Origin of the sequence: Pseudoalteromonas sp. SG45-3 (assembly GCF_014164075.1) — a bacterium.
Taxonomy (GTDB): domain Bacteria; phylum Pseudomonadota; class Gammaproteobacteria; order Enterobacterales; family Alteromonadaceae; genus Pseudoalteromonas; species Pseudoalteromonas distincta.
This window is the reverse complement of record NZ_JACJEN010000003.1, coordinates 283,165-308,488: the sequence shown is the minus strand read 5'-3', so window position 1 is coordinate 308,488 and position 25,324 is coordinate 283,165. Positions and strand designations below refer to the sequence as shown.

26 protein-coding genes are annotated in these 25,324 nt (G+C 38.7%); 24 read left to right on the top strand and 2 right to left on the bottom strand.

Features of this window, described 5'->3' with window-relative positions; translation table 11 throughout:
* Positions 1 to 160: 160 nt before the first annotated feature.
* The 17 genes from H5126_RS05880 (at position 161) to H5126_RS05800 (ending at position 15,837) form a co-directional block, all read left to right on the top strand.
* A complete protein-coding gene (locus H5126_RS05880) occupies positions 161 to 640 on the top strand; it encodes a type VI secretion system tube protein Hcp (RefSeq protein WP_024594574.1) in 480 nt (159 codons plus the stop codon).
* A 73-nt stretch (positions 641 to 713) separates the two neighbouring features.
* The gene (locus tag H5126_RS05875; protein WP_182681464.1) at positions 714 to 2,591 is read left to right on the top strand and encodes a type VI secretion system Vgr family protein; all 1,878 of its coding nucleotides are present in this window, start codon (positions 714 to 716) and stop codon (positions 2,589 to 2,591) included.
* A 7-nt stretch (positions 2,592 to 2,598) separates the two neighbouring features.
* The gene (locus H5126_RS05870) at positions 2,599 to 2,955 is read left to right on the top strand and encodes a hypothetical protein (protein ID WP_024595245.1); all 357 of its coding nucleotides are present in this window, start codon (positions 2,599 to 2,601) and stop codon (positions 2,953 to 2,955) included.
* Between the two features lie 35 nt (positions 2,956 to 2,990).
* Entirely contained in the window at positions 2,991 to 3,281 is a 291-nt protein-coding gene (locus tag H5126_RS05865) for a PAAR domain-containing protein (protein WP_024595244.1), read from the top strand.
* A gap of 2 nt (positions 3,282 to 3,283) precedes the next feature.
* Positions 3,284 to 4,312 (top strand): hypothetical protein, encoded by a 1,029-nt coding sequence (locus H5126_RS05860; protein ID WP_024595243.1) that lies wholly within the window; start codon positions 3,284 to 3,286, stop codon positions 4,310 to 4,312.
* A complete protein-coding gene (locus H5126_RS05855; RefSeq protein WP_182719980.1) occupies positions 4,309 to 5,160 on the top strand; it encodes a hypothetical protein in 852 nt (283 codons plus the stop codon). The genes H5126_RS05860 and H5126_RS05855 overlap by 4 nt, the downstream gene beginning before the upstream one ends.
* Positions 5,160 to 9,869: an RHS repeat-associated core domain-containing protein gene (locus tag H5126_RS05850; RefSeq protein WP_182719979.1), complete on the top strand. Its 4,710-nt coding sequence runs from the start codon at positions 5,160 to 5,162 to the stop codon at positions 9,867 to 9,869. The genes H5126_RS05855 and H5126_RS05850 overlap by 1 nt, the downstream gene beginning before the upstream one ends.
* Positions 9,870 to 9,871: 2 nt before the next feature.
* Positions 9,872 to 10,294 carry a hypothetical protein gene (locus H5126_RS05845; RefSeq protein WP_182719978.1) on the top strand — a complete coding sequence of 141 codons (423 nt, stop codon included), beginning with the start codon at positions 9,872 to 9,874 and terminating at the stop codon, positions 10,292 to 10,294.
* Entirely contained in the window at positions 10,294 to 10,713 is a 420-nt protein-coding gene (locus H5126_RS05840; protein ID WP_182719977.1) for a tol-pal system YbgF family protein, read from the top strand. The genes H5126_RS05845 and H5126_RS05840 overlap by 1 nt, the downstream gene beginning before the upstream one ends.
* 51 nt (positions 10,714 to 10,764) lie before the next feature.
* Positions 10,765 to 11,121: a hypothetical protein gene (locus tag H5126_RS05835; RefSeq protein WP_182719976.1), complete on the top strand. Its 357-nt coding sequence runs from the start codon at positions 10,765 to 10,767 to the stop codon at positions 11,119 to 11,121.
* Between the two features lie 9 nt (positions 11,122 to 11,130).
* Positions 11,131 to 11,430, top strand: a complete 300-nt coding sequence (locus H5126_RS05830) for a hypothetical protein (protein ID WP_182719975.1) — start codon at positions 11,131 to 11,133, stop codon at positions 11,428 to 11,430.
* A 3-nt stretch (positions 11,431 to 11,433) separates the two neighbouring features.
* Positions 11,434 to 12,207, top strand: a complete 774-nt coding sequence (locus tag H5126_RS05825; RefSeq protein ID WP_182719974.1) for a ChaN family lipoprotein — start codon at positions 11,434 to 11,436, stop codon at positions 12,205 to 12,207.
* Positions 12,201 to 12,779, top strand: a complete 579-nt coding sequence (locus H5126_RS05820; RefSeq protein ID WP_182719973.1) for a hypothetical protein — start codon at positions 12,201 to 12,203, stop codon at positions 12,777 to 12,779. The genes H5126_RS05825 and H5126_RS05820 overlap by 7 nt, the downstream gene beginning before the upstream one ends.
* 70 nt (positions 12,780 to 12,849) lie before the next feature.
* Positions 12,850 to 13,116, top strand: a complete 267-nt coding sequence (locus tag H5126_RS05815; protein ID WP_182719972.1) for a hypothetical protein — start codon at positions 12,850 to 12,852, stop codon at positions 13,114 to 13,116.
* Positions 13,117 to 13,198: 82 nt separating this feature from the next.
* On the top strand, positions 13,199 to 13,978 hold the full coding sequence (locus H5126_RS05810) for a hypothetical protein (protein ID WP_182719971.1): 780 nt from the start codon (positions 13,199 to 13,201) through the stop codon (positions 13,976 to 13,978).
* Positions 13,979 to 14,215: 237 nt separating this feature from the next.
* The gene (locus H5126_RS05805) at positions 14,216 to 14,647 is read left to right on the top strand and encodes a DUF4198 domain-containing protein (RefSeq protein ID WP_253188801.1); all 432 of its coding nucleotides are present in this window, start codon (positions 14,216 to 14,218) and stop codon (positions 14,645 to 14,647) included.
* 23 nt (positions 14,648 to 14,670) lie between these two features.
* Positions 14,671 to 15,837 carry a lipase family protein gene (locus H5126_RS05800; protein WP_182719970.1) on the top strand — a complete coding sequence of 389 codons (1,167 nt, stop codon included), beginning with the start codon at positions 14,671 to 14,673 and terminating at the stop codon, positions 15,835 to 15,837.
* Between the two features lie 14 nt (positions 15,838 to 15,851).
* Here the strand turns inward: H5126_RS05800 and soxR are convergent, their stop codons facing one another.
* Positions 15,852 to 16,313: a redox-sensitive transcriptional activator SoxR gene (gene soxR, locus H5126_RS05795; protein WP_182693756.1), complete on the bottom strand. Its 462-nt coding sequence runs from the start codon at positions 16,311 to 16,313 to the stop codon at positions 15,852 to 15,854.
* A gap of 77 nt (positions 16,314 to 16,390) precedes the next feature.
* Here soxR and H5126_RS05790 point away from each other — a divergent pair, with 77 nt between their 5' ends.
* The 5 genes from H5126_RS05790 to H5126_RS05770 all read left to right on the top strand — a co-directional run bounded on the left by H5126_RS05790 (position 16,391) and on the right by H5126_RS05770 (position 20,281).
* Positions 16,391 to 16,864, top strand: a complete 474-nt coding sequence (locus H5126_RS05790) for a flavodoxin family protein (RefSeq protein WP_182674961.1) — start codon at positions 16,391 to 16,393, stop codon at positions 16,862 to 16,864.
* Between the two features lie 65 nt (positions 16,865 to 16,929).
* Entirely contained in the window at positions 16,930 to 17,442 is a 513-nt protein-coding gene (locus H5126_RS05785; protein WP_024595603.1) for a DsrE family protein, read from the top strand.
* Between the two features lie 8 nt (positions 17,443 to 17,450).
* The gene (locus H5126_RS05780) at positions 17,451 to 18,086 is read left to right on the top strand and encodes an SGNH/GDSL hydrolase family protein (RefSeq protein WP_182720007.1); all 636 of its coding nucleotides are present in this window, start codon (positions 17,451 to 17,453) and stop codon (positions 18,084 to 18,086) included.
* A 78-nt stretch (positions 18,087 to 18,164) separates the two neighbouring features.
* Positions 18,165 to 19,703: an EAL domain-containing protein gene (locus H5126_RS05775; RefSeq protein ID WP_182719969.1), complete on the top strand. Its 1,539-nt coding sequence runs from the start codon at positions 18,165 to 18,167 to the stop codon at positions 19,701 to 19,703.
* A 56-nt stretch (positions 19,704 to 19,759) separates the two neighbouring features.
* Positions 19,760 to 20,281 carry a hypothetical protein gene (locus H5126_RS05770; protein WP_182719968.1) on the top strand — a complete coding sequence of 174 codons (522 nt, stop codon included), beginning with the start codon at positions 19,760 to 19,762 and terminating at the stop codon, positions 20,279 to 20,281.
* 80 nt (positions 20,282 to 20,361) lie between these two features.
* Here the strand turns inward: H5126_RS05770 and H5126_RS05765 are convergent, their stop codons facing one another.
* Positions 20,362 to 22,614, bottom strand: coding sequence for a TonB-dependent receptor (locus H5126_RS05765; protein WP_182719967.1), 2,253 nt, complete (start codon positions 22,612 to 22,614; stop codon positions 20,362 to 20,364).
* 285 nt (positions 22,615 to 22,899) lie between these two features.
* Here H5126_RS05765 and H5126_RS05760 point away from each other — a divergent pair, with 285 nt between their 5' ends.
* Together H5126_RS05760 and H5126_RS05755 are read left to right on the top strand one after the other, a co-directional pair.
* Positions 22,900 to 23,907 (top strand): LacI family DNA-binding transcriptional regulator, encoded by a 1,008-nt coding sequence (locus tag H5126_RS05760; protein WP_182719966.1) that lies wholly within the window; start codon positions 22,900 to 22,902, stop codon positions 23,905 to 23,907.
* A gap of 175 nt (positions 23,908 to 24,082) precedes the next feature.
* Complete coding sequence (locus H5126_RS05755; protein ID WP_182711757.1) at positions 24,083 to 25,321, top strand: sugar MFS transporter; 1,239 nt, start codon at positions 24,083 to 24,085, stop codon at positions 25,319 to 25,321.
* Positions 25,322 to 25,324 lie beyond the last annotated feature (3 nt).

Below are 25,324 nucleotides of genomic sequence, written 5' to 3'. Positions count from 1 at the left end.
ATGGAATTTTTGAGACATTGTCTTCATCTAAGGAAAGGAATCAGAAGGCCTTTTCATTGCTGTATTAAAGATAATGGTTTCAAAGGAATTTTGGTATATACCAAAGTAAAGAATCCAGTATTAATGGATAACATTGTTTAATAAAAAGGAGCATTATCAAATGCAAGCAAATACATATTTAAAATACGGTTCAATCAAAGGCGAAACTACTGCTGAGTCTTTCAAAGATTTAATTACAGTTTTATCTCTTGATTGGAATGTAAGTCGCGAAATTAGCTCAGCTACTGGTACAGCGATGGACCGTGAGTCAAGCTCTACTCGCCTTGGTGACGTAACAATCACTAAACTTCAAGATAAAGCATCTCCGGATCTTTTCAAAGAAGCGACAATCGGTAAAGGTTTACCAGCTGTTTTCCATATCACTAAGCAAGGTGATAAGGTTGAAGAAATCATGAAAATCGAACTTACAGATGCAATGATTTCTAGCTACTCAGTTTCAGTACAAAATGATCGTCCAATCGAAACAATCACTATCAGCTACACAGAAATGATGATGACTGTTACTCCAACAGACGACAAAAATAACATTACTGCTCCTCTTGTATACGGTTACAGCGGTGTTAAAGGTCAACAAATGTAATATTTGTTACCTTATAATGGCTCTGGGCATTGCTCAGAGCTTTTTTTGATCTTTAGGACGGGAAAAGCAAGGAATGCAAAAAGCAACACAAGATAAAAACGTAATTCAAATTAGCACCCCTGTTGGTAAAGATGCCCTCTATTTAACTCGCTTTGTTGCCCAAGAGGCAATGTCTGATTTGTTTGTTATGTCGGCCAATATGTACACTATTGGTAAACAAATCGCGCACGAAGACTTAGTGGGTAAACCTGTATCTATTAAAGTAAAAAATGCAGATGGCGGTGGTGAGCGTTACTACCACGGCATTGTTAGTCATTTGGTTTCAAATGGCAGCCGTACGGCTGATGTTGACGAGCAAAAAAATTATATAGATTATCAAGCGACGATAGTTCCATTCGCAGCTTCAATGCGCAATCGTAAAAATAGCCGCATTTTTCAAAAGAAAACAATTAAAGAAATTTTTGCTGATTTATTTGGCCAACACAATGTTGCCTTTAGCGATAAAACCAGTAAAACCTACCCTAAATATGAATATTGTGTTCAGTATCAAGAGTCTGATTTTGATTTTATTCAGCGCTTATTCCAACAAGAAGGTATATTTTACTTTTTTGAACACTCAAACAGTAACCATACGCTTGTATTAGCTGATGATATTACGGCTTACGAAGTATGTAATGAAGGCAAAGTTGTATTTTCAACTGGCCATTTAAGCGAATCACACGTATCGCGCTGGCAAGGTGGCTTAAGCATTGCCCCTGGTAGTTTTAAACGTGTTGGTTACGACTTTAAACAGCCATCTCGATACCCTGATGGCGAGCAAGCAAACCCTGAGCTTCCTACTCAATCGGTCTCTGAAATTTTTGAATACACGGGCGAGCAAGAGTGCCATCCGCGCGCTGCTAATCTAGCGTCTGTGCAGCTAGAGTCACTGCAAAGAGACATGAAGCTTTCTAGTGGGCGCAGTGATTGCCGCTCATTTACTGTAGGTAAGTTATTTAGTTTTAAAAAGCACGAAGACCCACGTCTTGAAGGTAAAACATTTGTTATTACCTCTATGATGACTTCAATTACAGTACCCAACCAATCAGGTTCGCAGCAGTCATCGGTAGAAGAAGTTTATTCAAATCACTTTGAATGTGTCCCGAAAGAAATCCCTTACAGAGCACAAATAAATAAGAAAAAGCCTGTAATAAACGGGGTCCAAACGGCAATCGTAACTGGCGACAGCGCTGATGAAATTATGATTGACCAATATGGTCGCGTAAAAGTGCAATTTGATTGGGACAGAGAAGGCAAAAAAGATTCTAAAAGTTCGTGTTGGATCCGCGTTGCCCAAAACTGGGCTGGTAAAAAGTGGGGGGCTTTTTTCTTCCCTCGCGTTGGCCAAGAAGTACTTGTGGATTTTATAAATGGCGACCCAGATCAACCTATAATAAGTGGGGCTGTGTATAACGCAGACTTAATGCCTCCGTATGCATTACCAGCAGAAAAAACGCAAAGCGGCATAAAAACGCGTTCTACAAAAGAAGGCGGAGCAGATAATTTTAACGAGCTTAGGTTTGAAGATAAAAAAGGCAGTGAGCTGGTTTATCTTCAAGCAGAAAAAGACAAGCAGCTCTATGTTAAAAACGATCAAAACGATAAGACAGATCACGACCACAACATTGAAATTGGCAACGACAGAAAAACAGATATTGCTAACAACGACACCCTTAATGTTGCTAAAAATCGTATTGCCGAAATGGGTGAAAACGATACTTTAAAAGTAGGTAAAACATTAAATATAGAAGCGGGTGATGAAATAGTTATTAAAACAGGCTCTGCACAAATTAAAATGAGCAGTAATGGTAATATAACTATTGAAGGCACTAATATAAATATTAAAGGTAGTAATGTTAAAGTTGACGGCAGTGCTATTACTTTATCAGCTGGAATGATTAAATTAAATTAGTGCAAATATGGAAATAATAAATAGCTTTCATTCAGGACTTAGAAACGGCATTAATAATAACGGATATGTTGTATATTGCCGTTATGGGCTTGCGCATTTAATATGTTTGCCAATTAATAGGCCAGACGATCCATTGCTAAATCCAGCATTAAGTCACCTAAAAGCAATGAATGGTTATTACGCTAGTCAGTTTTTAAATAATTTACACCCTGTATTAAATAGTGAAGATGTTGTGTCGGGATTATACCAATATGCTATGCAAAGCCCTGTTGCACTTTCAGATTATTCTCAAAGTGAATTAATAGAGTGTTTATCTCTATTAGTGGCGCACAGCAAGTTATTAATTATCCCTTTATTTGATTAGTTTTATTTAAAAATATAAACAGACAAGGAGTCTTTATGGGCAAGCCCGCAGCTACAATTGGTCACATGCATGTGTGTCCCAAAACAACCGGCACAGTGCCGCATGTAGGCGGCCCTGTAGTTATTGGTTCAACTAATGTCTTAATTGGTGGAATGCCTGCTGCGCGCAAAGGCGACATGATGGTGTGTATTGGCCCACCAGATAGTATTAAATCGGGTTCTGGCTCGGTTAAAATTAACGGTAAGCCTGCAGCTAGAATGGGCGATGACAGCTCCCACGGCGGTAAAATTGTTGTTGGCAACCCTACAGTATTAATAGGTGGCTAACCTTGCTATCTACATACCTAAGTAATCATAAAGCGCAACTGCTAGCAATTAGTGAAGCACAATATTGCCCTTTTACATGCGTAGGTTTTATTAAAACGCTTAAAACAAAGCTATTAGAAGCATGTTGGTTAACGGCTAAGAAAAATAACGTCCCACAAAAATTTAGCCAGCCAGATTTAGTGCAATTAATCACTTTTTTACAAAGTGACCCCAATATTGATTCCACTGCACAAGCATGCGTTGAGGTAATGGCTAATTTGCCTCAAAACATTAACTTAGCGTTTATTAACGCTTTAATGAACGAGCCTACCTTACATAGCCTAACTAAATTAATTATTTATAAAGTTCTGTTACAGCAACACAGCTTGAATTTAATCGCTTATATTGACTTAAAAACTTTGTGCTTTGCATTAACCACTGACAAAGAGTCACTTGAGCATTTACAGCCAGCGTTGGAGCAAAATTTATTAATAAGTAGCCAAGCCAAAAATACCGAAGTAATAAATACGTTTAAACACTTATGCAATGCTGGGCTTATTAATTCTCCGTTAATGTCGCTTTTTTTATTATCACTCAGTTGGGAACAGGTGAATGTAGTTGGCAACCATGCAAGCAACACTTTAACGGTTGACCAAACTATGCAGGTATTACTGCAAAGTAGCTTTGCAAAATTAATTCCATTAGCTAATACTTTTTTAAATAAAGTTGAAGAACCACATACCATTATTGCTTTAATAAGGCGCTTGCTCGGCGATAAGCTTGATTTATTAGTGAGCTTTGAAACACAACTGCAAGCATGGCAAGGTGATGAGTTATCGTGTAGTGAATTTAAGCGTCAGTTACACACTAACTGGCCAAAGTTTGAGGGCGAGCTTTCATCTTCGCGCTTAATAGCAGGTAAAGCGCTAAATACTAAGTTAAATGCTATAGAAATGTCTGCTATGGATAGCTATAGCCAAGCTGTATTTAACTTATATAACTACTACCAACACGCTACTGCTAAAAAGTTAGCTGCGGAGGCCGTGTTGTGAGTGCTTTTAATATTAATATGGAGTGTTTTTTAGCGCCATTTTCTCAAGACATAGATGAGCTTTTATACGGCGAAGAGTCTGCATCAAATGAGTTTAAAGAATGGCAATCGTGGAATGCATGCATTTACGATTGCATATTAAAAGCAAAAGAATTATTTGCAAAAGTTGAAGACTTACAAGCACCTTTAGTTTGGTTGCTTCCTGCGCTTGAATACCAAGGCGAGCTTAAGCAACTTTTGGCAAATAGTTTAAAACAGTTATTTCCACAGCATGTAAGTCATATTTTGTTTTATGGTGCTACAGGCGCTAATACAATGATCGAACTTGTGCAAAAAAATCAGTGGAAAAAGGTTAACGTACTTGCAGTAGACGCAACATACAAAGCAAATATAAATGGTGAATATGCCTATCGAGGTGTTGGTGGTGCATTTGCAACTGTTACAGCAGGTAAAACGGGTTGGATGCAACAAAGCCACGAACTGGCTCCATCTGTAGATTTTATAAAGCATAACCAATTAAGTGGGATTTTTTCTAACATTGCGCTTAATAGTAAAAAACGAATAGATTTTATATGTGCGCCAGGTAATGGCGTAAACCACGAAAGCGATGTGTGGTTAACAAATTTACAATTGCTCAGTAATTTAATTAGTGAGCATACACATTATGAATTACCTAATTACAAATTAGGTAAAATTGGTGCGCTTGAAGGACTCGTCAATTTATATCAATTGACCTCAAGCCCGGCTATTGTAAATCACTTTAAACATGCGTTAGTGATTTCTCAAGAACAATCAAAATACCAGGCCGCAGCATCATACTTATGGATAAGTGAGGAAGTACACAACTAATGCAAAGTAATACAGTTGTTTTACAAGGATCAAGTTACCCCATTTGCCTCGTTGCTGGTAAAGGCCAAACGCCCTCTGGCTATGCACCTGCAGTAGCAAACACGGCACAAAGTGCTAAACAGCAAATAGCTGAAATTGGTGGTGCGCTAACTGGTGACGCTGCCAAACGTCTTGATGTAATTAATTTATTAAATAGTGCTGGCGTTAACTGCCCACGCAGCGCATCAGCTCGCGAAACCGCAAGCGTACTTACCCAAGCTTTAATAGCTGGCGCAGTAACGTGTTTCCACCAAAAAGCAAAGTCGGCCATTCAAGTAAGCGATAATACTAATAGTGGCTCAGCGGGCAAAAAGTCGAACAAAAAATCAAGCTCAACCGCATCAGGTAAAAGCGCATCGCAAGCACCCGCTAAAAACACTGGCGGTGCAAGTAATAACACCGCAAGCGAAGAGCCCATTACAAACCAAGAATGCCGTTCAGATCCGGTTTCAATGCTCTCTGGCGAAGAAATCCTCCCGCTTATCGACTTTACCCTAGCAGGGAGTCGCCAATTAATATGGCGACGTTTGTATCGCTCATCTCATGCTGATGTATGCACAACAATGGGTAATGGTTGGCGCCACGACTTTATGGCAAGCCTTACAGAGCATTACTTGCCGCCGCCAAAAGTGGGCCCTAAGCAAAAAGGCACCTACTGGTTAGAGTACCAAGACGAGCATGGCGCTAAACATAAATTTGAAAAGGTAAAACCTGGCCAATCGAGCTATCAATTAAGTAGTAACCTTGCGCTACATTACCAAACAAATGGTAAGCAAGTACTTGTAACGCCAGATGACCAACACCTTACCTTTAAACCAGGCGAAAGCGCGTGGTTGCTTGAAAAAATAATTAACGAAAAAGGCCAAAGCATCGCGTTTTATTACGATGCGAAAGAGCGCCTACACCGCATAGAAGTAAACAAAGTACGTGGCTGCATTATTAGCTACAACGCGCAAGGTTTATTAAGCAAAATAGCAGCGTACTACACCGATAAAAACAACAAACAGCAATTGCTATCGCCATTACTAGCAAGCTATGAGTACGACGAAAACAAAAACCTTGTTCAGTCAACTAATCAGCAAAACGAAACTGAGCGTTACGCCTATAACGCCGCTAATTTATTAACAAAGCGTACCCGAGCCAGTGGCTTTAGCCATCATTTTGAGTGGGATAGCTACTCACCCAGCGCAAAATGTATAAAGCAGTGGGGCGATAACAATACATATACCTACCAGTTTGAATATAACTCAGAGGCTGGTGAAACAATTTGTATAGACTCTCGCGGCCACAAAGAGCACTTTGTACATAACGCACAAGGTAAACTGGTAAAACATACCGACCCTAACGGCAATGTTTGGCAATATACATACAATGCACAAGGCCAAAAGCTCAGTGAAATAAAGCCCGATAGCAGCATAACGCGCTATACCTACACACCTTTCGGCCAATTAGAAACAATAACACAGCCAGATGGTAACCAAACCCATTTTGCCTACAACCAACTTGGGCAACGTGTATTAACTACCTTACCTGATGGCCAAACCATTACGCGTAAATACAGTGTGGCTGGCTTATTACAAAGCGAAACCTTTGGCGATGGCCGCACCACGTTATACAGCTACGATAAGCTTGGCCAGTTAACCCAGCATATAAATAAAAACGGCCAAATCACTAAGTTTATTTGGAACGAACAAGGTGAGCTTTTAGCAAAACACCACAACGATGAGCTAATACGTTACAGCTACGACAGCTTAGGCCGCGTAAATGCCACACTTAATAACGCAGGGTTACTCACTCAATATAAATACAATGAGCACGGCCAGCTTACGCAAACAATTGCCTTTGATGAAAAAGAGCCTGAAAATAAACAGCATCAATATTTTAGCTACGACGAAGCAGGGCGATTAGTTAGCTCGCAAAACAGCAAAGGCGATACCACAGAGCAACACTTTGAAGGGCTAAGCCAACCGCATTGTGTTATTCAGCCCGATGGCAGCGCACTGCATTTAACGTATGACAAAGAGCGGAACTTAACAGCCATCGAGCGAAGCGACGGTCACGTATACCGCATAAGTTACGACGCTAACGAAAATCCAACACAAATAACCGGGTTTGATGGCACGCTACAGCAATATAAATACGATGCCTGTAACCGTTTAGCCTCAGTAACGCAAAGCAACAAACGCCACGTAAAAATAGAGCGCGACAGCCTAGGCCGTGTAACTGCGCAGCATGCAAGCCTTGCAAGCGACTCACATATCGTTAATAACGCCAATTACTACAGCTACACAAAGCAAGGTAAAATTGCGCGTGCACATAATGCGCAATCAACACTTAAACAAACGTTTGATAAAGGCGGCAGGCTACTGTGCGCCGAGCAAGTTAATAACCAGCAACAAGCGCATACCTTAAAATACAGTTACGACGAATACGGCAGAAGGCAAACCCTTACCCTGCCAGATTCAACTACGCTTAAATACAGCTACAACCAGTTTGGCCAGCTAAGCGGCATTAATTTACTACAAACCAATAGCAAAGAGGCTGAACTTGCGAAGGCGCTTGTAACCTTAAGTTACGACAGCCAAGGTAATATTAAAACCCAGCACTTTGGTAACAGCATAACCCTTACTCAGCAGTTTGATGTATTTAACCGCTTAACACAGCAGCAGTTAATCCATCCTGCGCAAGCGCTATTTGATACCTGTACGTATAATTACGACAGTGTAAACCAGCTTATTGCCCGCAAAAATGAAGGCGTAAGCAGCCAAAATATCAATTTTGAATACAACAGCTTAGGCCAGTTAATACAACAAACACTGGCAAGCTCACGTGCTGATACAACCACGCACTACCAGTGGGATAGCTTTGGTAACCCGCAAAGTCAGACTGTTCAATCAAACACAAGCGATGCAGACCTTAGAGATATAGGCGAGCAGGGTATAGAACCTGATACTGCCAGTAACGAGCATACAGCCAGCTCTTCTATTGATTTAACACGCGCCACGCATAGCGAATACAATGAGTTAGTACCAAATAGTAGTGAAAGTAGTAGTAAAAACAGTATCAACGCTGACTCAGTAGTAAACAATGAAGGCACTAACAACACCACAATAAACAGTGCCACCGACGCCGACCGCCTAACACACTTTGGCGACAGCGACTTTTACTACGATGAGTTTGGTAACCAAATACGCGAAACCGGCAAAGGCATTAAAACCCGCCGTGAATACAACGCGTTTAATCAGTTAAGCTGTTTTAACAACAACGGCACGCTCACCCAATACGACTACGACTCATTAGGGCGTCGTATAGCCAAGCACACCGAGCACGGTAAAATTGACTTCATTTGGGATAACGACCAGTTAATCGGCGAATGCCAACACGGTGAATATACCTGGTATATCAACCTGCCAAATCAATTTCACCCAGTCGCGCTAATTAAAAAAGGTGAGCTGTATTATTACCACCTAGACCAACTTAACACCCCGCGTTTTGTAACCAACAACAAAGCACGAGTAGTATGGGAAAACAAAGCCGATGTGTATGGTTATGAAGAGCCAGAGGTAAGCACTAAAAACAGCTTCACTCAGCCAATACGCTTTCAGGGGCAGTACTTAGACGAAGAGAGCGGCTTACATTACAACCGTTATCGCTATTACAGCCCCAAACAACAACGCTTTATAAACCAAGATCCAATTGGCTTAGTGGGCGGCATAAACCATTACCAATATGCGCCGAACCCGGTGAATTGGGTGGATCCGTTTGGGTTGACATGTAAAGACGGTCAGAAGAAAAATGTATTTGCAGGACATGGTTCGATAGATGTTACAAAGCCTGCGACCGTTCCGATGGGAACTAGCTTAACAGTTTATTCATGGGACGGGGCTACAATTACCGATGACTTAGGTAGTAAAATTGAAGATGGTACTGTTTCTAGTGGTGTTTTCAAAAAAGTATACACTGAAGGCGATGTAATCCCAGGGTATATGCTGCATCCAAATTGTGGAAGTTTAAATATATCATCCAATTCAATTCAGGTTACTGAAAGTAAGCATATATCTGAACTGCTCGCTGAGAATATGGGTGAATACCACTGGGCTGCTTGTACTTATATTGATGGGCATGAAAATTCGAATATTATTCATGATGAAGAAGGCATATTTAAAGAAGAGTCAGGTCAGTACTCGCAGCTAAAAGATGGTAAATGGCAGAGCTTAGAGGATGAAGGAGGTAACGATAATACTAGAAATCCAAATAGGCTCTCTGATAATCTAAGAAATGCAGTACCTGCAAGCCTCCCTAAAGCTAAGAAAAAACGTAAAAAATCATTACGTCTGAAGTACCTAGGTCGTACACCGGGTAAAAAATCGCGAACAGGCAAAGAAGTAATTAATAGAATGAAAGCGCAAGGTAAAATAAGGTCTTCTTTTAAAGGTACTGAATTTCAAGCTAGTAATGGAAAGTGGTACCCTTTATCCGAAGCTGATATGGCACATGAGCCAATGGATGCGGTAAAATACTGGAATACGACTGGGCGTAAACATGGTCCAAAATCTAAACAAGTTCGAAAATGGATGTTAGATTCAAATAATTATACTCTAGATCATTACAGTTCTAATCGCTCAGCTGGAGCTAAGCTGAAAGAGCGCTATAAACCACCACTAGGATAGATATGAAAAACTTACCTGTAAATTTGAGAGATGAAATTGATGCACTCTATATCGCGGCCTATGAAGCATTAGAAAAAAAAGATCTTAATACGGCGAAAGAGCAAGCAGAAAAAGCATGGGAGTTATTACCTGAGCCTAAATTCGACTGGGACGTAACTCTCAGCTTTGTATCTGGAATCTGCGAAATGTATAAGGAGTTAGGCTTTTATGAAAATTCTCATAAGATAGTGGATGAACTCTTGAACTCAGATCATCTAGATGACTATGATGATGGACCTATATTCTTAAAGGGAGCCATTTATTTTGAGCAAGGTGAGCTAGAGCTAGCAAAAATGTGGTTTGATAAAGCGAATACAATATCTAAAGGGCGCTGCTTTGTTAGTCAGCCGAAGAAGTATAAAACTTTCTATAGTGAGTATAAATAATGGATATTCATGATCAAATAGAGCGGTATTGCGAACAAGGTAATGACTTGTTCGATGAAGATGATTTTTTAGGCGCTATAGCCATTTGGCAAAAAGCGCTTGATTTAATCATTGACCCTGATGAAGATTGGAATGAAGTACTATGGCTCAAAGTTTCGATTGGTGATAGTTTTTACATGATTGATGAATATGAAAAGTCTTTAGACTCTTTATTGGACGCCTTAAATTATCCTGAAGCAAATGAAAATGCATTTATCCACTTTAGAATAGGGCAATGTTATTACCAACTTGGGGATAAAGATAGTAGTAAAAATTCACTGTTAAAAGCTTATATGCTTGCAGGTAAAGAGATTTTTGATGAACATGAAGAAGAAGGGTTGTTTTTTTATGATTTTCTGTCTTCAGAAGTGAACTTATAGGCAAAGTGAGCTGTGCTTAGTGCATGGCTCGGTATTAACAAGGAGCTGTGAGTGATTTCACATAAGCCAAATGATCGTAAAATCAATTTAGATTTAATGAGTACTGAGTTTAAATCAAATTCAGAGAAAGAAACTTTTTTGAAGTGGTTTTTGGATGCTCTAGACAAGGCAGAGGTAATTAATAAAAGACGCCATATAGCAATTTGCCCTATATGTAATGAAAAAAACTTTTTATTACATAAGGAAAATAAAGTCATATCCAAGTATGAGTACAGAATACCCGATGGAGAAATAAATTTTATTGTGGACTCATCCATTCTGCACCTGGTTTCTGTTCACTCCTTAGTGCCGGATCGGTCGCTGATTAAAGCCCTAGAAAATTTGTATTGCAAGTCACCTGAAAGTTAGCTGTTCATTATGGTATGTATTAATATCACAAATTTAACACTCCAAGACGTTGCTTCTTTTACACTAAAGAACAACCCCAGCAAGCAATTTAAAGAAAAGTGGGGTGATGACTACGTAAGTCGCGCAATGCAATTATGGAGCGGAGTTAAGGAATGTTATTTAAAAAGTGAAGAGTGTAACTTCACTGCACAAGAGCTTTTATTTGCAATGAGCTATGAATATGCAGTTGCTCCATACAGCTCTGAAAATAATGACGCTATTGCATTTTATAGATGGTGTTTTGAAAATTTAAATGAAAAACAAGGATAGGTAATGAATAAAATAAACACGGATGTAAATTATAAAAGAATTGCCGGTAATGCACGCTTAGTGATGCTTGGTGAATCAAGCCATAGCACTGCCGGATATAAATATGAAGCAATAAAGGCAATCAAACAGCTAAAAGCTGCTGGTTTCACGCATTTTGCGATCGAAATGCTACCAAGAGCTATGCAGGAGAAAATAGACTTTTATCAGCGCACAGGTAAAGGTTTTAATGTTATACAGCAGTATTTTAATAAGTATTGGACCCATGGTTATTTAACACCTCATGCTTATGGAGAACTTGTTAAGGCTGCGCGCGATATTGGAATGAAAATAGTCGCGCTCGACGTGTTAGTTGAAACAATGGATATAATGGATAGTGTATGTTCTTCAGAGAAGGGTATAGGAGGCGATTGCTTTGATACTCACACTTATAGAAACGCACTTTGGGCTGTTAATTTAGCTACTATATTAAACCGTTCAAGTCAGAATAGAGTTGTTGCTTTTATGCATCGTTTTCATGCTGTACTAAATGCAGCAGACCAGCCTGGTGTTGATGTATTTCTTAAAGATCATAATATTTTCAATGTACGCTTTATCGACTTTATTGGAGGACTTAGTTGCATAAGTGATAGACGTTGCTCAGGTGACTCAAATCAGGATAAATCCCTAAAAGAGCTTTATTTTTATCGAGAAGGCTACCCGTACGAATCATCTGTTAAATCCTTTCAAGTGCATATACCTGAAAAACGTGTAAATAGTGATGGTTCACTACAATGGTAAAAATAATATCATTAATTATCTTTACTTGGGGTTTTGTATTTTCTTCTGTTTCGAGAGCATCGCTTTTTCCTAATATAGATATTAATTCTCCAAACCTAACTGTAGAAAAAGCCGCAAAGCAATGCCAAAAAAGCTTAATGCATGCACCTGAACAATTAGAAGCATGGTGTGAAAAAGCATATAGTCTTGGTGATTGGGAGGCTTTGTATTACATAGGCGTGCACACTGGAGATGGTACTCGTTATTTAGAGGAAATTAACTCTCGTATTGCAAATAACGAGTATAGTGCTTTAAAAAAACTTGCTTGGATTTACCGAAGTGGCCACTTTGTAAAAAAGGATTTAAGAGAATCTGCACGATTATATGAATTGTATTTACTGCATGATAATGAAATAAACTTTCAAACTGTTTCGGCACATTTTGAACTATCCACTATTTACCAAAGACTTGGTATGTGGAATAAAGTGATTACCCATACTGATTACGTTATAAATTATGCAAACAGAGCTGATTGGGAGCATCGCGCTAAATATATACAAAAGCAAGCCAAAGCCTCGTTAGCTGAAAATTAAACTTTAAATGTATTTACCTAGAAATATAAAGGAGCTATGAACGCCTAAGCTAAGGCGCTATAGAAATGATATGGAACAACAAAGCCAACAAACACTAACTAACCTTGTTTACGATATATATGAAGACCCAGCTTTAATAGAAGAGCATCAAGTGCTTATAAACCCTTTGCTGTGCGATTTAGTTGCTAGTGCGCCAGCTGGGTTTGAGGGCATGGCGACGATGATTAATACTCATATTTCTAATGGGTTTAAATTCAAAAATCCTAAAATACAAAAATTTGAACTTGAGTCGGGGCTTTTAAAACTTAAAACATACTTTCAAAAAATAAACCTATAACCCCCATCATAATTACACACTCAATTTTTAATATTAATGCAGCACTAGTGCTGCATTAATTTTTTCTCATCAAGGATGATCTATGAGCCTTATTACCACGAGTATTTTAATGCTGTTTTTACAGCCTTTATTTGTATATTTAGCTCTTTTTAAAGAGTCAGATCGGAGTACTCCAAGCCGTTCATTAGATAACGAAGATGCTATGTATCTATTTATAGCGCCTGGTTTAGCCGTATTTTATTCTGATAACTTTTGGCAAGCGGTACTTTATTTAGGAAGTGTATGCCTGTTAGGTTTAATGCTTGCCATTATTGTAAAAAGCAAAGCTAAAAAGCGATTAACAAGAGATGACGCTATCGGGTTTACTATTGCCAGTTTTTTATTTTTTGGGATTATAAAATTAATTATTGGTGGGTTAGGATATTTTTTTAGCGAAAATGCCGCGAATGCTTCAGCGCCTGTCATAGTTGAACAAACTTATTCATCAACTACAGGTGAGCTTTTAAACTGGGGCTATTTGTATTATCAGTTTTGGCCAACGCTATACTTTTTACTCTTTATGTTAGCAACATTAGTTATAAAAATGATTGAGAGCCGGTTTAATAAACATTCATTTTCAGGCTCGCTCTTAATATTGGGCGCAGTTTTGACAGGTGTATCACCGTTATTTGGGGATGCTTTTATTTTAGGCGTTATCGCTAACTTTTTTATATTTTTTGTTGTGTGCACGGCATGTATAGAAATTGATAAAAGGAGCGATCCTTCAGCTGGTGCTATTAATTTTATATATGGTTTTTTGCTTGTGGGCGGTATCGCGTTTAGTAGTATTGGTAAATTAATATATACGCTATTTTATAATTAAATTAGGATTGTTTTTTGATTAAAAAACATGCAGTATAATTGTACCTAATTAGTATGTTCCCCTACTTTTTTTAATATAAATATGGTTGGTGTAATTAATTGGCCATAAACATTAAGTAGCTTATAGCTAGGTCTTGGGAGAGTGTTTGCTTTGTTTTTATCGCGTTTAAAAATTTTTGTGTTGGTAATAGTCTCTATTGCCGTTGTTTTTTTTACTACATCACAGGCTTGTGCGGATATGTTTGGCTTTTTTAATAAACAAGAATTTTATTTATCGGCTCCAGTAAAGGGGCAGTTATTAGATAATGGGCAGCCAGTTGCAAACACTAAAGTAATGCGCTCACTCACGTATGGCGATGAATACGTTGACGAAACCACAACAGACGAACACGGTTATTTTACTTTTACAGAAAAAACAATAAAGACAGGTAAGCCCTCTAATATGTTTGATAACGACTCGTTGGTTCAGCATATTTATTTAGAAAACGGCACGCCAGAAGGAATTGTTTTATGGTACACGCTTGTTTCAATTCATGAAAAAAGTGACACACTTAAAGAGCTTCTTGCACACTTGAAGTGCGATATTTCTAAAGAGCCGCAAACATACGATATTCCAATTAAAGAAGATACCAGCCACGCTTTTGCGATTTACACATCATGTAAACTTTAACTATTAATTTAAAGGGAACTTATATGAATACTTTGACGCCAACCCAAGCGGTACAGTTAGCTAACCTTGCTTATAAAGCAAAAAGCATTAAAACCACTAACTTACTTCATCGTTCACTTCATGCATCTTTGCGCGACAATTTTAACTTTTCAGTTAACCCTGGCGCAGTACAAGGTGTAACGGGCGGTTTTTTCTCCCATTTATTTAATTTAAGTACGGGTTTTGCTTTAGTAGGGCATGGGCTTGGCGATTATCAGGGGGATTCAGTTATAACAATTCGAGGTACTAACTCGCTAAGAGATGGCTTAACTGATGGCCATTTTGGTTTAAGTGGAGGCTCAAATGGCAGTATGGTGCATGCTGGGTTTAATAAGACCTTTTACAGTATGAAGCCCGCGTTACAGGAGTTTGTTGAAGCTAATATTAAAGATAAAGTAACCGATTGTATTCATTTAGTTGGCCACAGCTTAGGTGGTGCGTTAGCGACGCTTTCTGCCGATTGGATTAGAGCTGAATATTCAATACCTGTAAAGCTATATACGTTTGGCTCACCGCGCGTTGGGCTTGAAAACTTCTCTCGGGCTGCTACATCGAGAATTGATAAAATTTATCGCTGTACTCATGGTGCAGACCCAGTTGCTAAGGTACCTTTGTGGCCGTTCTCGCATGCGCCTTATAGCGGTCAAGAAATACGCTTAGATAATGGGCAAGGTTTAAAAGGTGCTGCCCATACTCTCAATGGTACGCCTGGCTATATAAACACAGCCAATAGTAATAATTGGAACAACTTAACCATTCAAGCTAATCATTTTTTGAGTACCCCTGTACGTTTGAAGTTTGAAGATAGAAATCAAGCCTCTTTTACTTCCCTCTGGGCTGATAAACTAGGGGCTGCGTTAGTCACACTTTTAAAAGATTCCGGCTATTACAGTGCAGTTGCTGCCCAAGCTGCTATTGGTACTGGGCTCACTTTCTACGATATGTTGGCGCGTACTTTAGATAAAATAGCTAAAGCGTCAGCCTCGTTTGCAACACAAACCTTAGGTTTACTAGGGCATATGTTAGTGTTTGCAGGCAAAGTAATCAGTAAAGCGGTGGAGCTAACATATAGTTTTATAAAATCGGTATTCGATTCAACCCTAGGCGCTCTATACCGAGCGGCGAGAGAGGGGCTAAGCGGCTTAGATTAACTTTAATCTAGCCCTCAATCTCGCTCTAACAAAATAGCACCACTTTGGTTTTCGCCTAAGTGGTCATTTTTGTTATAAATAGGGCATTTACTCATAGATAAGCACCCACAGCCAATACATCCATCAACGCGATCGCGCAAACGATGCATATACACTATCCGCTCGTCCAGCTGTGCTTGCCATTGCTTTGAAAGGGCTGCCCAGTCTTTTTGCGTGGGTGTGCGCTGATCAGGTAATGTGGCCAGTGTTTGTTTAATTTCATCAAGGGTTATTCCCATTGCTTGTGCGGCTTTTATTACCGCTATGCGGCGCAGTACATCTTTTTTATAGCGGCGTTGATTGCCGCCATTTCGCCAGCTACGTATTAGTCCTTTTGTTTCGTAAAAATGTAGGGTTGATACTTTTACGCCGCTACGCTTTGCTACATAACCCACGGTTAAGTTGGCCTCAGTTAGTTTTTTTTGATCTATTGGCATTATTTTTAATTTCCGATTGACCTCAATATAGCTTGAGGTTTTAAGCTTCTTGTAACATTAAAAAAGGAGCTAACTAAATGCAACAAAAACTTGAGCGTAGCACTGTTATTATTTATTCAAGCGCACGCAAAAATGGTAATACACAGGCGCACGTTAATGGATTTGCAGAGCAAAATAATGTGCGTGTAATATGCTTAGATGATTATAAAATTGCGCCGTACTGCTATAACAAAAACTATAAAAATGATGATTTTTACGCTGTGTTTGAAGCACTTTTAAAATATGATCATTGGGTGTTCGCGTCTCCTGTTTATTGGTACAGCACCACGGTACAAATGAAATTATTTATCGATAGAATAACCGATTATATGGACGATGAAGCATTAAAACCTAAGCTTCGTAGTTTACGTAGTAAGCATTTTTCAGTGCTTTCTAATGCGTCATCAAGTGAAGCCCCCGCCTGTTTTGTAGAGCAGTTTAAAAATACGTTTAGTTATTTAGGTATGCAGTTTATTAACCACAGCCATAAAAGTACCCAAAAGGTTGCTTAAATTGCAGCCTTTTTTGGTTGTCTCTGGTAGTTTAGTAATAATCTTAAAAAACACAGGATTGTTTTATGAAATATTTACTATTGTTAGTGCTGCTTTTTAGCCCTTTAATATATGCAACAGAGCAACCAATTAAGGGATATGGTAATTATTACAATGTACCCGAGCATGATGAAATTAATGACGCTACGGTATTTAAAATAGCATTTGATGTTGCTGATGGCGCTGAAAAAGGCGCGCAAAATAATTCAATAAATTCGCTAGCGCGTTTTATTAACATGCATGTGGCGCATGGCGTAAAGCCTGAAAACATACAACTTGCATTAGTTGTGCACGGTAGCGCAAGTGTTGATGTGTTAGCTAATAGCGAATATAAAAAACGCTTTAACGCTGACAATAAAAACCAAGCATTAATTGAGCAGCTACTAGCAAATAACACTAAAGTGTATGTTTGCGGGCAATCTGCTACTCACTTTAAAGTAACGCCAGCGCTTTTAATTGAGGGTGTAAAAATGTCGCTTTCGGCTATGACCGCTCACGCACAACTTCAACAGCAAGGCTATACGCTCAATCCATTTTAATGACTCAAATAATAAAAAATATTCTCTGCTTTGGGGATTCAAATACATGGGGCTTAAACCCTGTAACGGGTAAACGCTTTGATGAAAATACCCGTTGGACATCACTTTTAAATAAAAACTTAGGGTGTGGTTTTAACGTAATAGAGGCAGGGCAACCTAATCGCACGTTAGTGCATAATCCCCCGTTTGACGGTGTGCTTAATGGTGTTAGCTATTTAAAGCCTTATTTGGATAAGCATGATCTCGACTTTATTATTATAGCTCTTGGTACAAACGATCTTAAAAAACGTTTTAATTTAACACCTAGTTTAATAGCAGATGGCTTGAATGATTTAATTAACTCAATACACATTTATTATCAGCAGGGTAGTACTTTAAAATCTCCTAAGATTATTATTGCTAGCCCACCTAAAATAAGAATTACCGAGCAGTATTCACGTATTTATGAAGAGGCTGATACAAAAGTAACAAAGCTCTCTAGTGCATTTAAAAGCGTTGCAGCTAATAATAAGTGCGCTTTTATTGATTTTAACTCGTTCATTAACATAACAGATGGTGATGGGATTCATTTTGATGATATCCAACATTTGGCAATAGGCTTTAAAATAGCGCAATTGGTTCAAAACTCACTCAATAATTGTTAAATCTATCTGTGTGAATTTAATGCGACTTATGCAATCATCTAATAAAGTAGTGATATAAATTAACAACTTCGAGATGCTATGAAAAAGTACCAACAAAAATCTATTATAGCCGTTCTAACCGGAGTGTTAGTTTTTATAACTGGCTGTATAATTTTACTCAATTTTGCAGCGCAGCAATTAACAGCACAAACAAAGTCAGATGCTGAGTATATTCTCACTCATGTAGAAGGTGCAATTGCAGAGCGGCGTCGAATACTTACCCCATTAAATAAGCTTGCGTTTAAACAGTGTGACAACACAACTCTTCTTGAGATGCGCCGAGCTTTATTTGACGCAAAATATGTAATTGATATAGGTTTTTTTAAAGATAATCAGCTAGTTTGTACTACGGGTGCAGGCTTATTAAGTAAACCAATTAACGACAAACAGCCTGACTTTATTCGAGATGATGAACAGGTGAGGGTTCGTTTTGAGCCAGAGCTTTATCTATTATTATTTAGTGAGCGCCCTATGGAGGTAATTATAGTCAGACAAGGGGACTATAATTTAATTATGCAGAGTACTCCCTTTACCAACATTGGCATTACTGTGCCAGATTGGGAAGTTGTTTATAAAACACCAAATACTTTGCATCATTTAGCAGGTAAAGAGGATCTCTACCTTCAAGTAAAAAACAATGTTTTCTTTCCTTACGAAACTAATTTAGTTTGCAGTTCTGCAAGTAGCCAATATTGTGTGGTAGTGCACTTACCTTGGAGTCTGTTTTTTTCTAATAACCACTTATTACTAATAATTTCGTTAATTTTAACCTGTTTAGCGGGAATATCGAGTGCGTTAATAGTTGATGCAAGAATTGCTGCACGTCGCTCTATTAATCAGCGTATTCGTAAAGGACTCAAAAAGGGATCATTTTATTGGACTTACCAGCCTATTATTTGTTTGCAAAGTGGCAAGCTGATTGGTTGCGAGGTACTTGCACGTTTTGAAGATAAGTACGGTGTTTTATTTCCAGATGAGTTTATTCCGGTTATTAGAAAAAACAATTTAACCTGGACTTTTACTGAGGCCATGATTGCCACCACAATCAAAGAGTTAACTTCTATAGAGGTATTGCCTGAAGGCTTTAAAGTGTCGCTTAATATATTTCCGTGTGATGTAGAGCTGGGTAACGTGTCGTTGCTGCCACAAATTACAGAGCTTACCAATTCACGCTTTATTATTTGTTTAGAGATAACTGAAGACGAATACCTTGATACAAGCATCGCGCATGCTCATTTTAGAACCTTGGTTGAATCGGGATTTAACTTATCATTAGATGACTTTGGTACGGGTTATTCGAATTTAAGAAATTTACAAAATTTGAGCTTTCATCAACTTAAAATTGATCGTACGTTTGTTCAAGATATAACAACTGAGGGCTTAAAAGCCTCTATGATCCCAAATATTATGGAACTTGTGCATAAGTTTAATTATACCTGTGTAGCAGAAGGAATTGAAACCACTGAGCAAGAAGCCATTTTAAAAACAGCGGGTGTGCATTACGGACAAGGCTGGAAGTACGGTAAGCCCATGACTGCGTCTAAATTTAAAAATTATATAACTAGTCAGCATTTTTAGATCTCAGCTGCCATACTAAACGTATCGGTATGAAATTTATAAATATTAGGTTTATTATGATCAAATTAACATTAAGTGCTTTTGCACTTTTACTACTTAGCGCATGTACAACACAGTACCCAAACCAGCAATTAACAGGTAAGCAGTTCCCAAGCATTAGTGGCGAAAGCTTAGAGCAAAGTATGGTAACTATACCTAGTGATTTTCAAGCAGATAAAACACTACTGCTCATTGGGTACAAGCAAGACAGCCAGTTTGATATAGACCGTTGGTTAATTGGTTTAGATATGGCGGGCGTAACGCTCCCTACATACGAACTACCAACCATTGCCGGCATGGCACCACGTATGTTTAGCACATTTATAGACAGCGGTATGCGCAAAGGCATCCCTAAAGAATTATGGGGTGGGGTAATCACTATTTATAAAGATGGCGAGACAGTTCAAAAGTTTACAGGTAATCAAAGCCCAAATAACTCTCGTGTGGTACTTATAAATAGCAGCGGCGAAATTTTATATTTTTATGACCGAGGTTTTTCGGTAAATGCACTTAATAAATTAAAAGCGAGTATTGAGTAATTCACTTTAGCCTTTAAATTCATTTGTTTAGGTTAATTAAAGTGAAAGGGAGCGAATGCTCCCTTTATATTGTATTTTATTTAAAACGCGTAACTTACACTAAAGCGCGTTGTACGAGGCATAATGTAACGACCATTTGGTGCATCAGCATTACGTGGATCACCTTCTGTAATGCCTTGCTCATCCGTTAAGTTATCTATTGCTACTTGAAGCTTGATGCCTTCCATTGGTTCTAATATTAAACCTAAATCAACTTTTTCGTAGCCATCGAGTGTTACAGTGTTTTCGTTATTGCCAAAGCGATCATCAACCGCTGAAAGCGTACCGTATAAAGTTGCATACATACCTTGTAGCTCAAAATCGTAACTTGGCGTTATACGTACTTGCCATTTTGGTTGGCGCTGCGACTGGTTACCATCGTTTGTTGGGCTCTCTGTAATTTCAGCATTTTGTAATGTCGTATTTAAATTAACAGAAAAACCAGAATCATGATTAAAGTTGTAATCAAGCTCTATACCGTATGCTTCGTTTGTTAAAATTTCTGCTGGTACGCCAGGTCGTCTTACAAATGTGTCGCCTTTAACTTCATTTACAAATACGGTTGCATAAAAGTCGGTTGATTCAGTAATTAACTTATAGCCAAGCTCGCCTTGAGTTATTTCTTTAATAAGCTTTTCGCCGCCTTCGTAAGCATCAAAGTTATCTCTAAAGTCATCAAAGTAAGGCATTTTATAACCACGGTTAACACGGGCAAACACACCCATATCATCATTAATTGAATAGTTTAACCCTGTAGTCCACGATGTTTTACTTTCATCATAGCTAACGGTTTTAGTAATAATACCGTCAAGGCCCTCATCTACACTGTATTCTACTTCGTGGTTTTCTTGACGTACGCCAACATCAAGTGTAAACGCATCAGCAAATTTGTATTCACCGGTGACATAAAACGCGTTAGTGCGCGCATCACCTGTTGAGCTTATGTCGTAGTTAAAATCACAACCATCGGTGTTTTGATTACATTCAATCCCAGCCAATGCTTCGCCACCTGATTCAAGTACATGGTATGCAGTGTTACCTAAGCTCCACCAATCTTTTGCTGAAGTACTTGCAGTGTAATATCCAAAGGTTGTTGATAGGTCGCCAAATTTTTTCGAAAAAGCTAAATCATTAGTAAATGAGCTGATTTCTTTAAGTACTACCCATCGACCAAGTTGTTGGACTGGGGTATCGCTTGCGTATTCAGTGTTTGTAACTGCTCCAAATGCAGTTTGGCCGTTATCAGCAACTGCTCCAACCGTTGTTGCTGAGCCACTAGGTACTAAACCGTAGGTATTTGCATCGCCTTTGGTAATGTTAAAGCGATCTGAAAAATGCCAACCACCTTTTAGCTCTAGCTTAATACTACCGCCCGAAACATGGCCGTCCCATCCTCGGCCATCACCTAGGTCAATATCAAGTGCTTGTGCATCGGGGCCTGTAAATATTGTTGCTTGACGATTTAGCGTACCAAGTTGCGTATATTCTGCGTCAATACCATCAACATTAAGGGGTGTTGGTAAGTACCATGCACCGTGATCGTCTGTTTGGCGGGTATAAAAGTTAAGCTCACCGTTGTCTAAATCTTTAGTAATGTTGATTGTAAATTGGCTACCCTTTTCAGAAGTAAAGCCCGCATCACGAATACCCGGTGAGCTTTTTACGTAACCGCCAACCATAAAGTATAAATCGTCAGTAATTTCACCACTCATCACAGCATCAACTCGCTGTAAGTCGTAATCAGAAGTTGTGTATTTAAATAAGCCTTCTGTTTCTTCGCCACCACGTTTTAATCTAAAATTGGTTGTTAATCCTGGTTGTCCGTTAGATAAAACAGGATTAGGTCCACCACGCAGGGCTTCTACTGTCTCAATGGTTTCATCAATACGAAACATTGATGAGTTCTCTAAAAATGACAATGTTGAAGCAGGATAAATAGGTGAGCCTTCAATACTGAGTGTTAAAAATGGGGCATCACCACCACCAGGAAAACCACGAACAAATACATTAGCGCCCGATTCACCACCTGAGCTTTCTACCCAAACACCAGGTATTGCTTTAAACAAGTCAGCGGTGCTTTTTGGAGACAGTTTAATAATTTGTTCGCTATCGATATTAGTTACCGCATAGCTGGCATCTATCTTTCTAACTCCAACACCCGTAGGTGTTCCCGATACCACAATGCGCTCAACTTTCTGGTTTTCTTGTGTTTGCTCTGCTGCAAATGCGCATTGAGTGCTAAGCGCTAAAGTAATTGCACACGCTAATGTACTTTTTGCTTTATTGATTTTCATGTGTGTGATCCCGTTTTTAGTGTATTAAACAGTGTATTTCAGCAGCCTTTTTACTAAAAATCATTGTAAATAGGCTGTGTATAATGAAACCTTAGAGATAAATGCAAACGTTTGCAATATTTATTTGTAAATTATTTATGAATTTATATAGTTTATTTATTGAGCTTATTTATATGTTAAACACTTTTTAGGTCGTTGTTCGCGCCAGCAAAAAATAATAATGCTATATTGTCAGCGAGTTAGATAATTGTATTGATCAGTGGTAAGCGACTATTTAGGAAGATCATGAATAACAAAAAAATTAAATTAACTGATTTAGCGAAAATAGCAGGCGTGTCTACCTCTACAGTTTCGCGTGCGCTTAATGATAATCCGCTAATTAAGCAAGAAACCCGCGATAAACTTCAGCGCTTAGCTAAAGAGCATAATTTTAGTCTTAATACGGCTGCAAGTCGGTTGCGGACACAAAAAACCAATGTAGTTGCGGTTATAATTAACCTTGACGAACAAACAGAGCAGTCGATTAGCGATCCGTTTTTACTTAAAGTAGTGAGCGAAATTAATCTTGCACTTAATCAGCAAGGGTTAGAGCTTTTACTATCTAATTCAATCATGGCGCAAGACGATTGGGCTAATTATTTTATTAATAGCCGCCGTGCAGACGGTATTATTGTTGTAGGTCAAGGTAAAAACCAAACCAATATAGAAAATGCAGCTAACGCAGGTATTCCGCTGGTGGTATGGGGAGACCCTAAAACACCTAGCAACTACCCCATTGTAGGAAGTGATAATTACTTGGGAGGCTTGCAAGCAACAACGCATTTAATAGAGCACGGAGCTAAAAACATTGTATTTTTAGGCGACCCAGAACATGGTGAAATTAGTGAGCGTCATAGAGGGTACTCTGCCGCATTAGCATCCCATAAATTAGAGCAACATGTTGTATCTATTGATATTACAAGTAGCTCAGCGTATCGATCAATTAACCAATTACTGCGTGAAAAAGGTCTTTATTTTGATGCTATAGTTGCATGTAGTGATATGGTTGCCTTAGGTGCCATGAAAGCCTTAAAAGAGCGTTATGTAAGCATTCCTAATGATGTCGCTCTAGTAGGTTTTGATGATATTGCTATGGCCGACATTAGCCACCCTTCATTATCAACTATCCGACAAAACACACAGTACGCAGCCACGCTATTAGTTCAAAAGTTGATGCAGCAACTAGCTGGTGAAAAAGTTGAATCACAAGTAATTGATATTGAACTGATTACCCGCCAATCAAGTAAAAGATAGTTTATAAATCATGTTGAGTTAATGTTAAATTTAAAATGCAAACGATTGCATTAAGGGCTATTCTAAACTAAACTCAAACCTCACTGATATAAACACACACTGTGTATGCACTCGTTATGGGCATACAATAAAGGTCGTTATAGCGTTTAAATAACGCTGTAAAGCGAGGGCAATTATGAGTAAAACAAAAGTCACACTGGCAATTGCAGCAAGTTACTTTATTTTCGCTATTTTGTTAAATAGCGTGGGCACCGTTATTTTGCAGGCAATAAATACCCTTGGGGTAAGTAAAACAGAAGCTTCAGTGCTTGAGGGGTTTAAAGATTTATCCATTGCGATAATGTCATTTGTAGTGGCTTCGTTTATTCCTCGCCTAGGCTATAAACTGGCCATGCTTGGGGCACTTACTGTTGTTGCCCTTGCTTGTGTAAGTACGGCTTTAATTAGTGACTTTTATGCGTTTAAAATTTTATTTGCCGCCATTGGTTGTGGCTTTGCTGTGGTTAAAGTGTCGGTTTACTCTATTATCGGCCAAGTGACAGATGATGCAAATAGCCACTCTTCATTGTTAAACACCATTGAGGGCATTTTCATGGTTGGTGTGTTAAGTGGCTATTGGATTTTTACTGCTTTTATAGATCCAAACGATTCAACCGCGTGGCTCAACGTTTATTACTTGCTAGCAGCTCTGGCCCTAATCGTTATAGCGAGCGTAATTGCTGCGCCTATAAAGCCCGCCATTATAAGTAAAACTAAACGCTCCTGTTGGTTCGATTTTATCGCCATGCTTAAGCTAACATATCAACCGTTGGTACTCATATTTATAATTAGTGCTTTTTTATACGTATTAATTGAGCAGGGCGTAGGTACTTGGCTACCCACATTCAATAATGAAGTTTTAAAACTTCCTATAGCTATTAGTATTCAGCTGGCCAGTATTTTTGCTGCGGCACTTGCATTTGGGCGCTTAGTCGCAGGGCAAGTACTTAAACACATTCACTGGTTTGTTGTATTGAGCAGTTGTTTAATTGCGATGGCCGGCCTCATACTTATTACCCTACCGCTTACTGAGAATGTTACTGAAAATACAGTAATTAGCTTATTTGATGCACCACTTGCTGCATTTATTTTACCGTTGATTGGCTTTTTCATGGGGCCTATTTATCCGGTACTTAACTCAGTTATGCTCAGCGCTCTTGAAAAACATCGTCATGCCGCTATGACTGGCTTAATTGTAGTTTTTTCAGCACTTGGTGGAACAACAGGCTCAATAATAACTGGTTATGTATTTGAGCACTTTAGTGGCCAGCATGCGTTTTACCTTTCTTTGGTTCCCATTAGTTTGATTTTTATTAGCGTGATTTTTTTCAAAAAACGAACCGACGCTATCTCACAACACGCAACGACAGCTTAACAG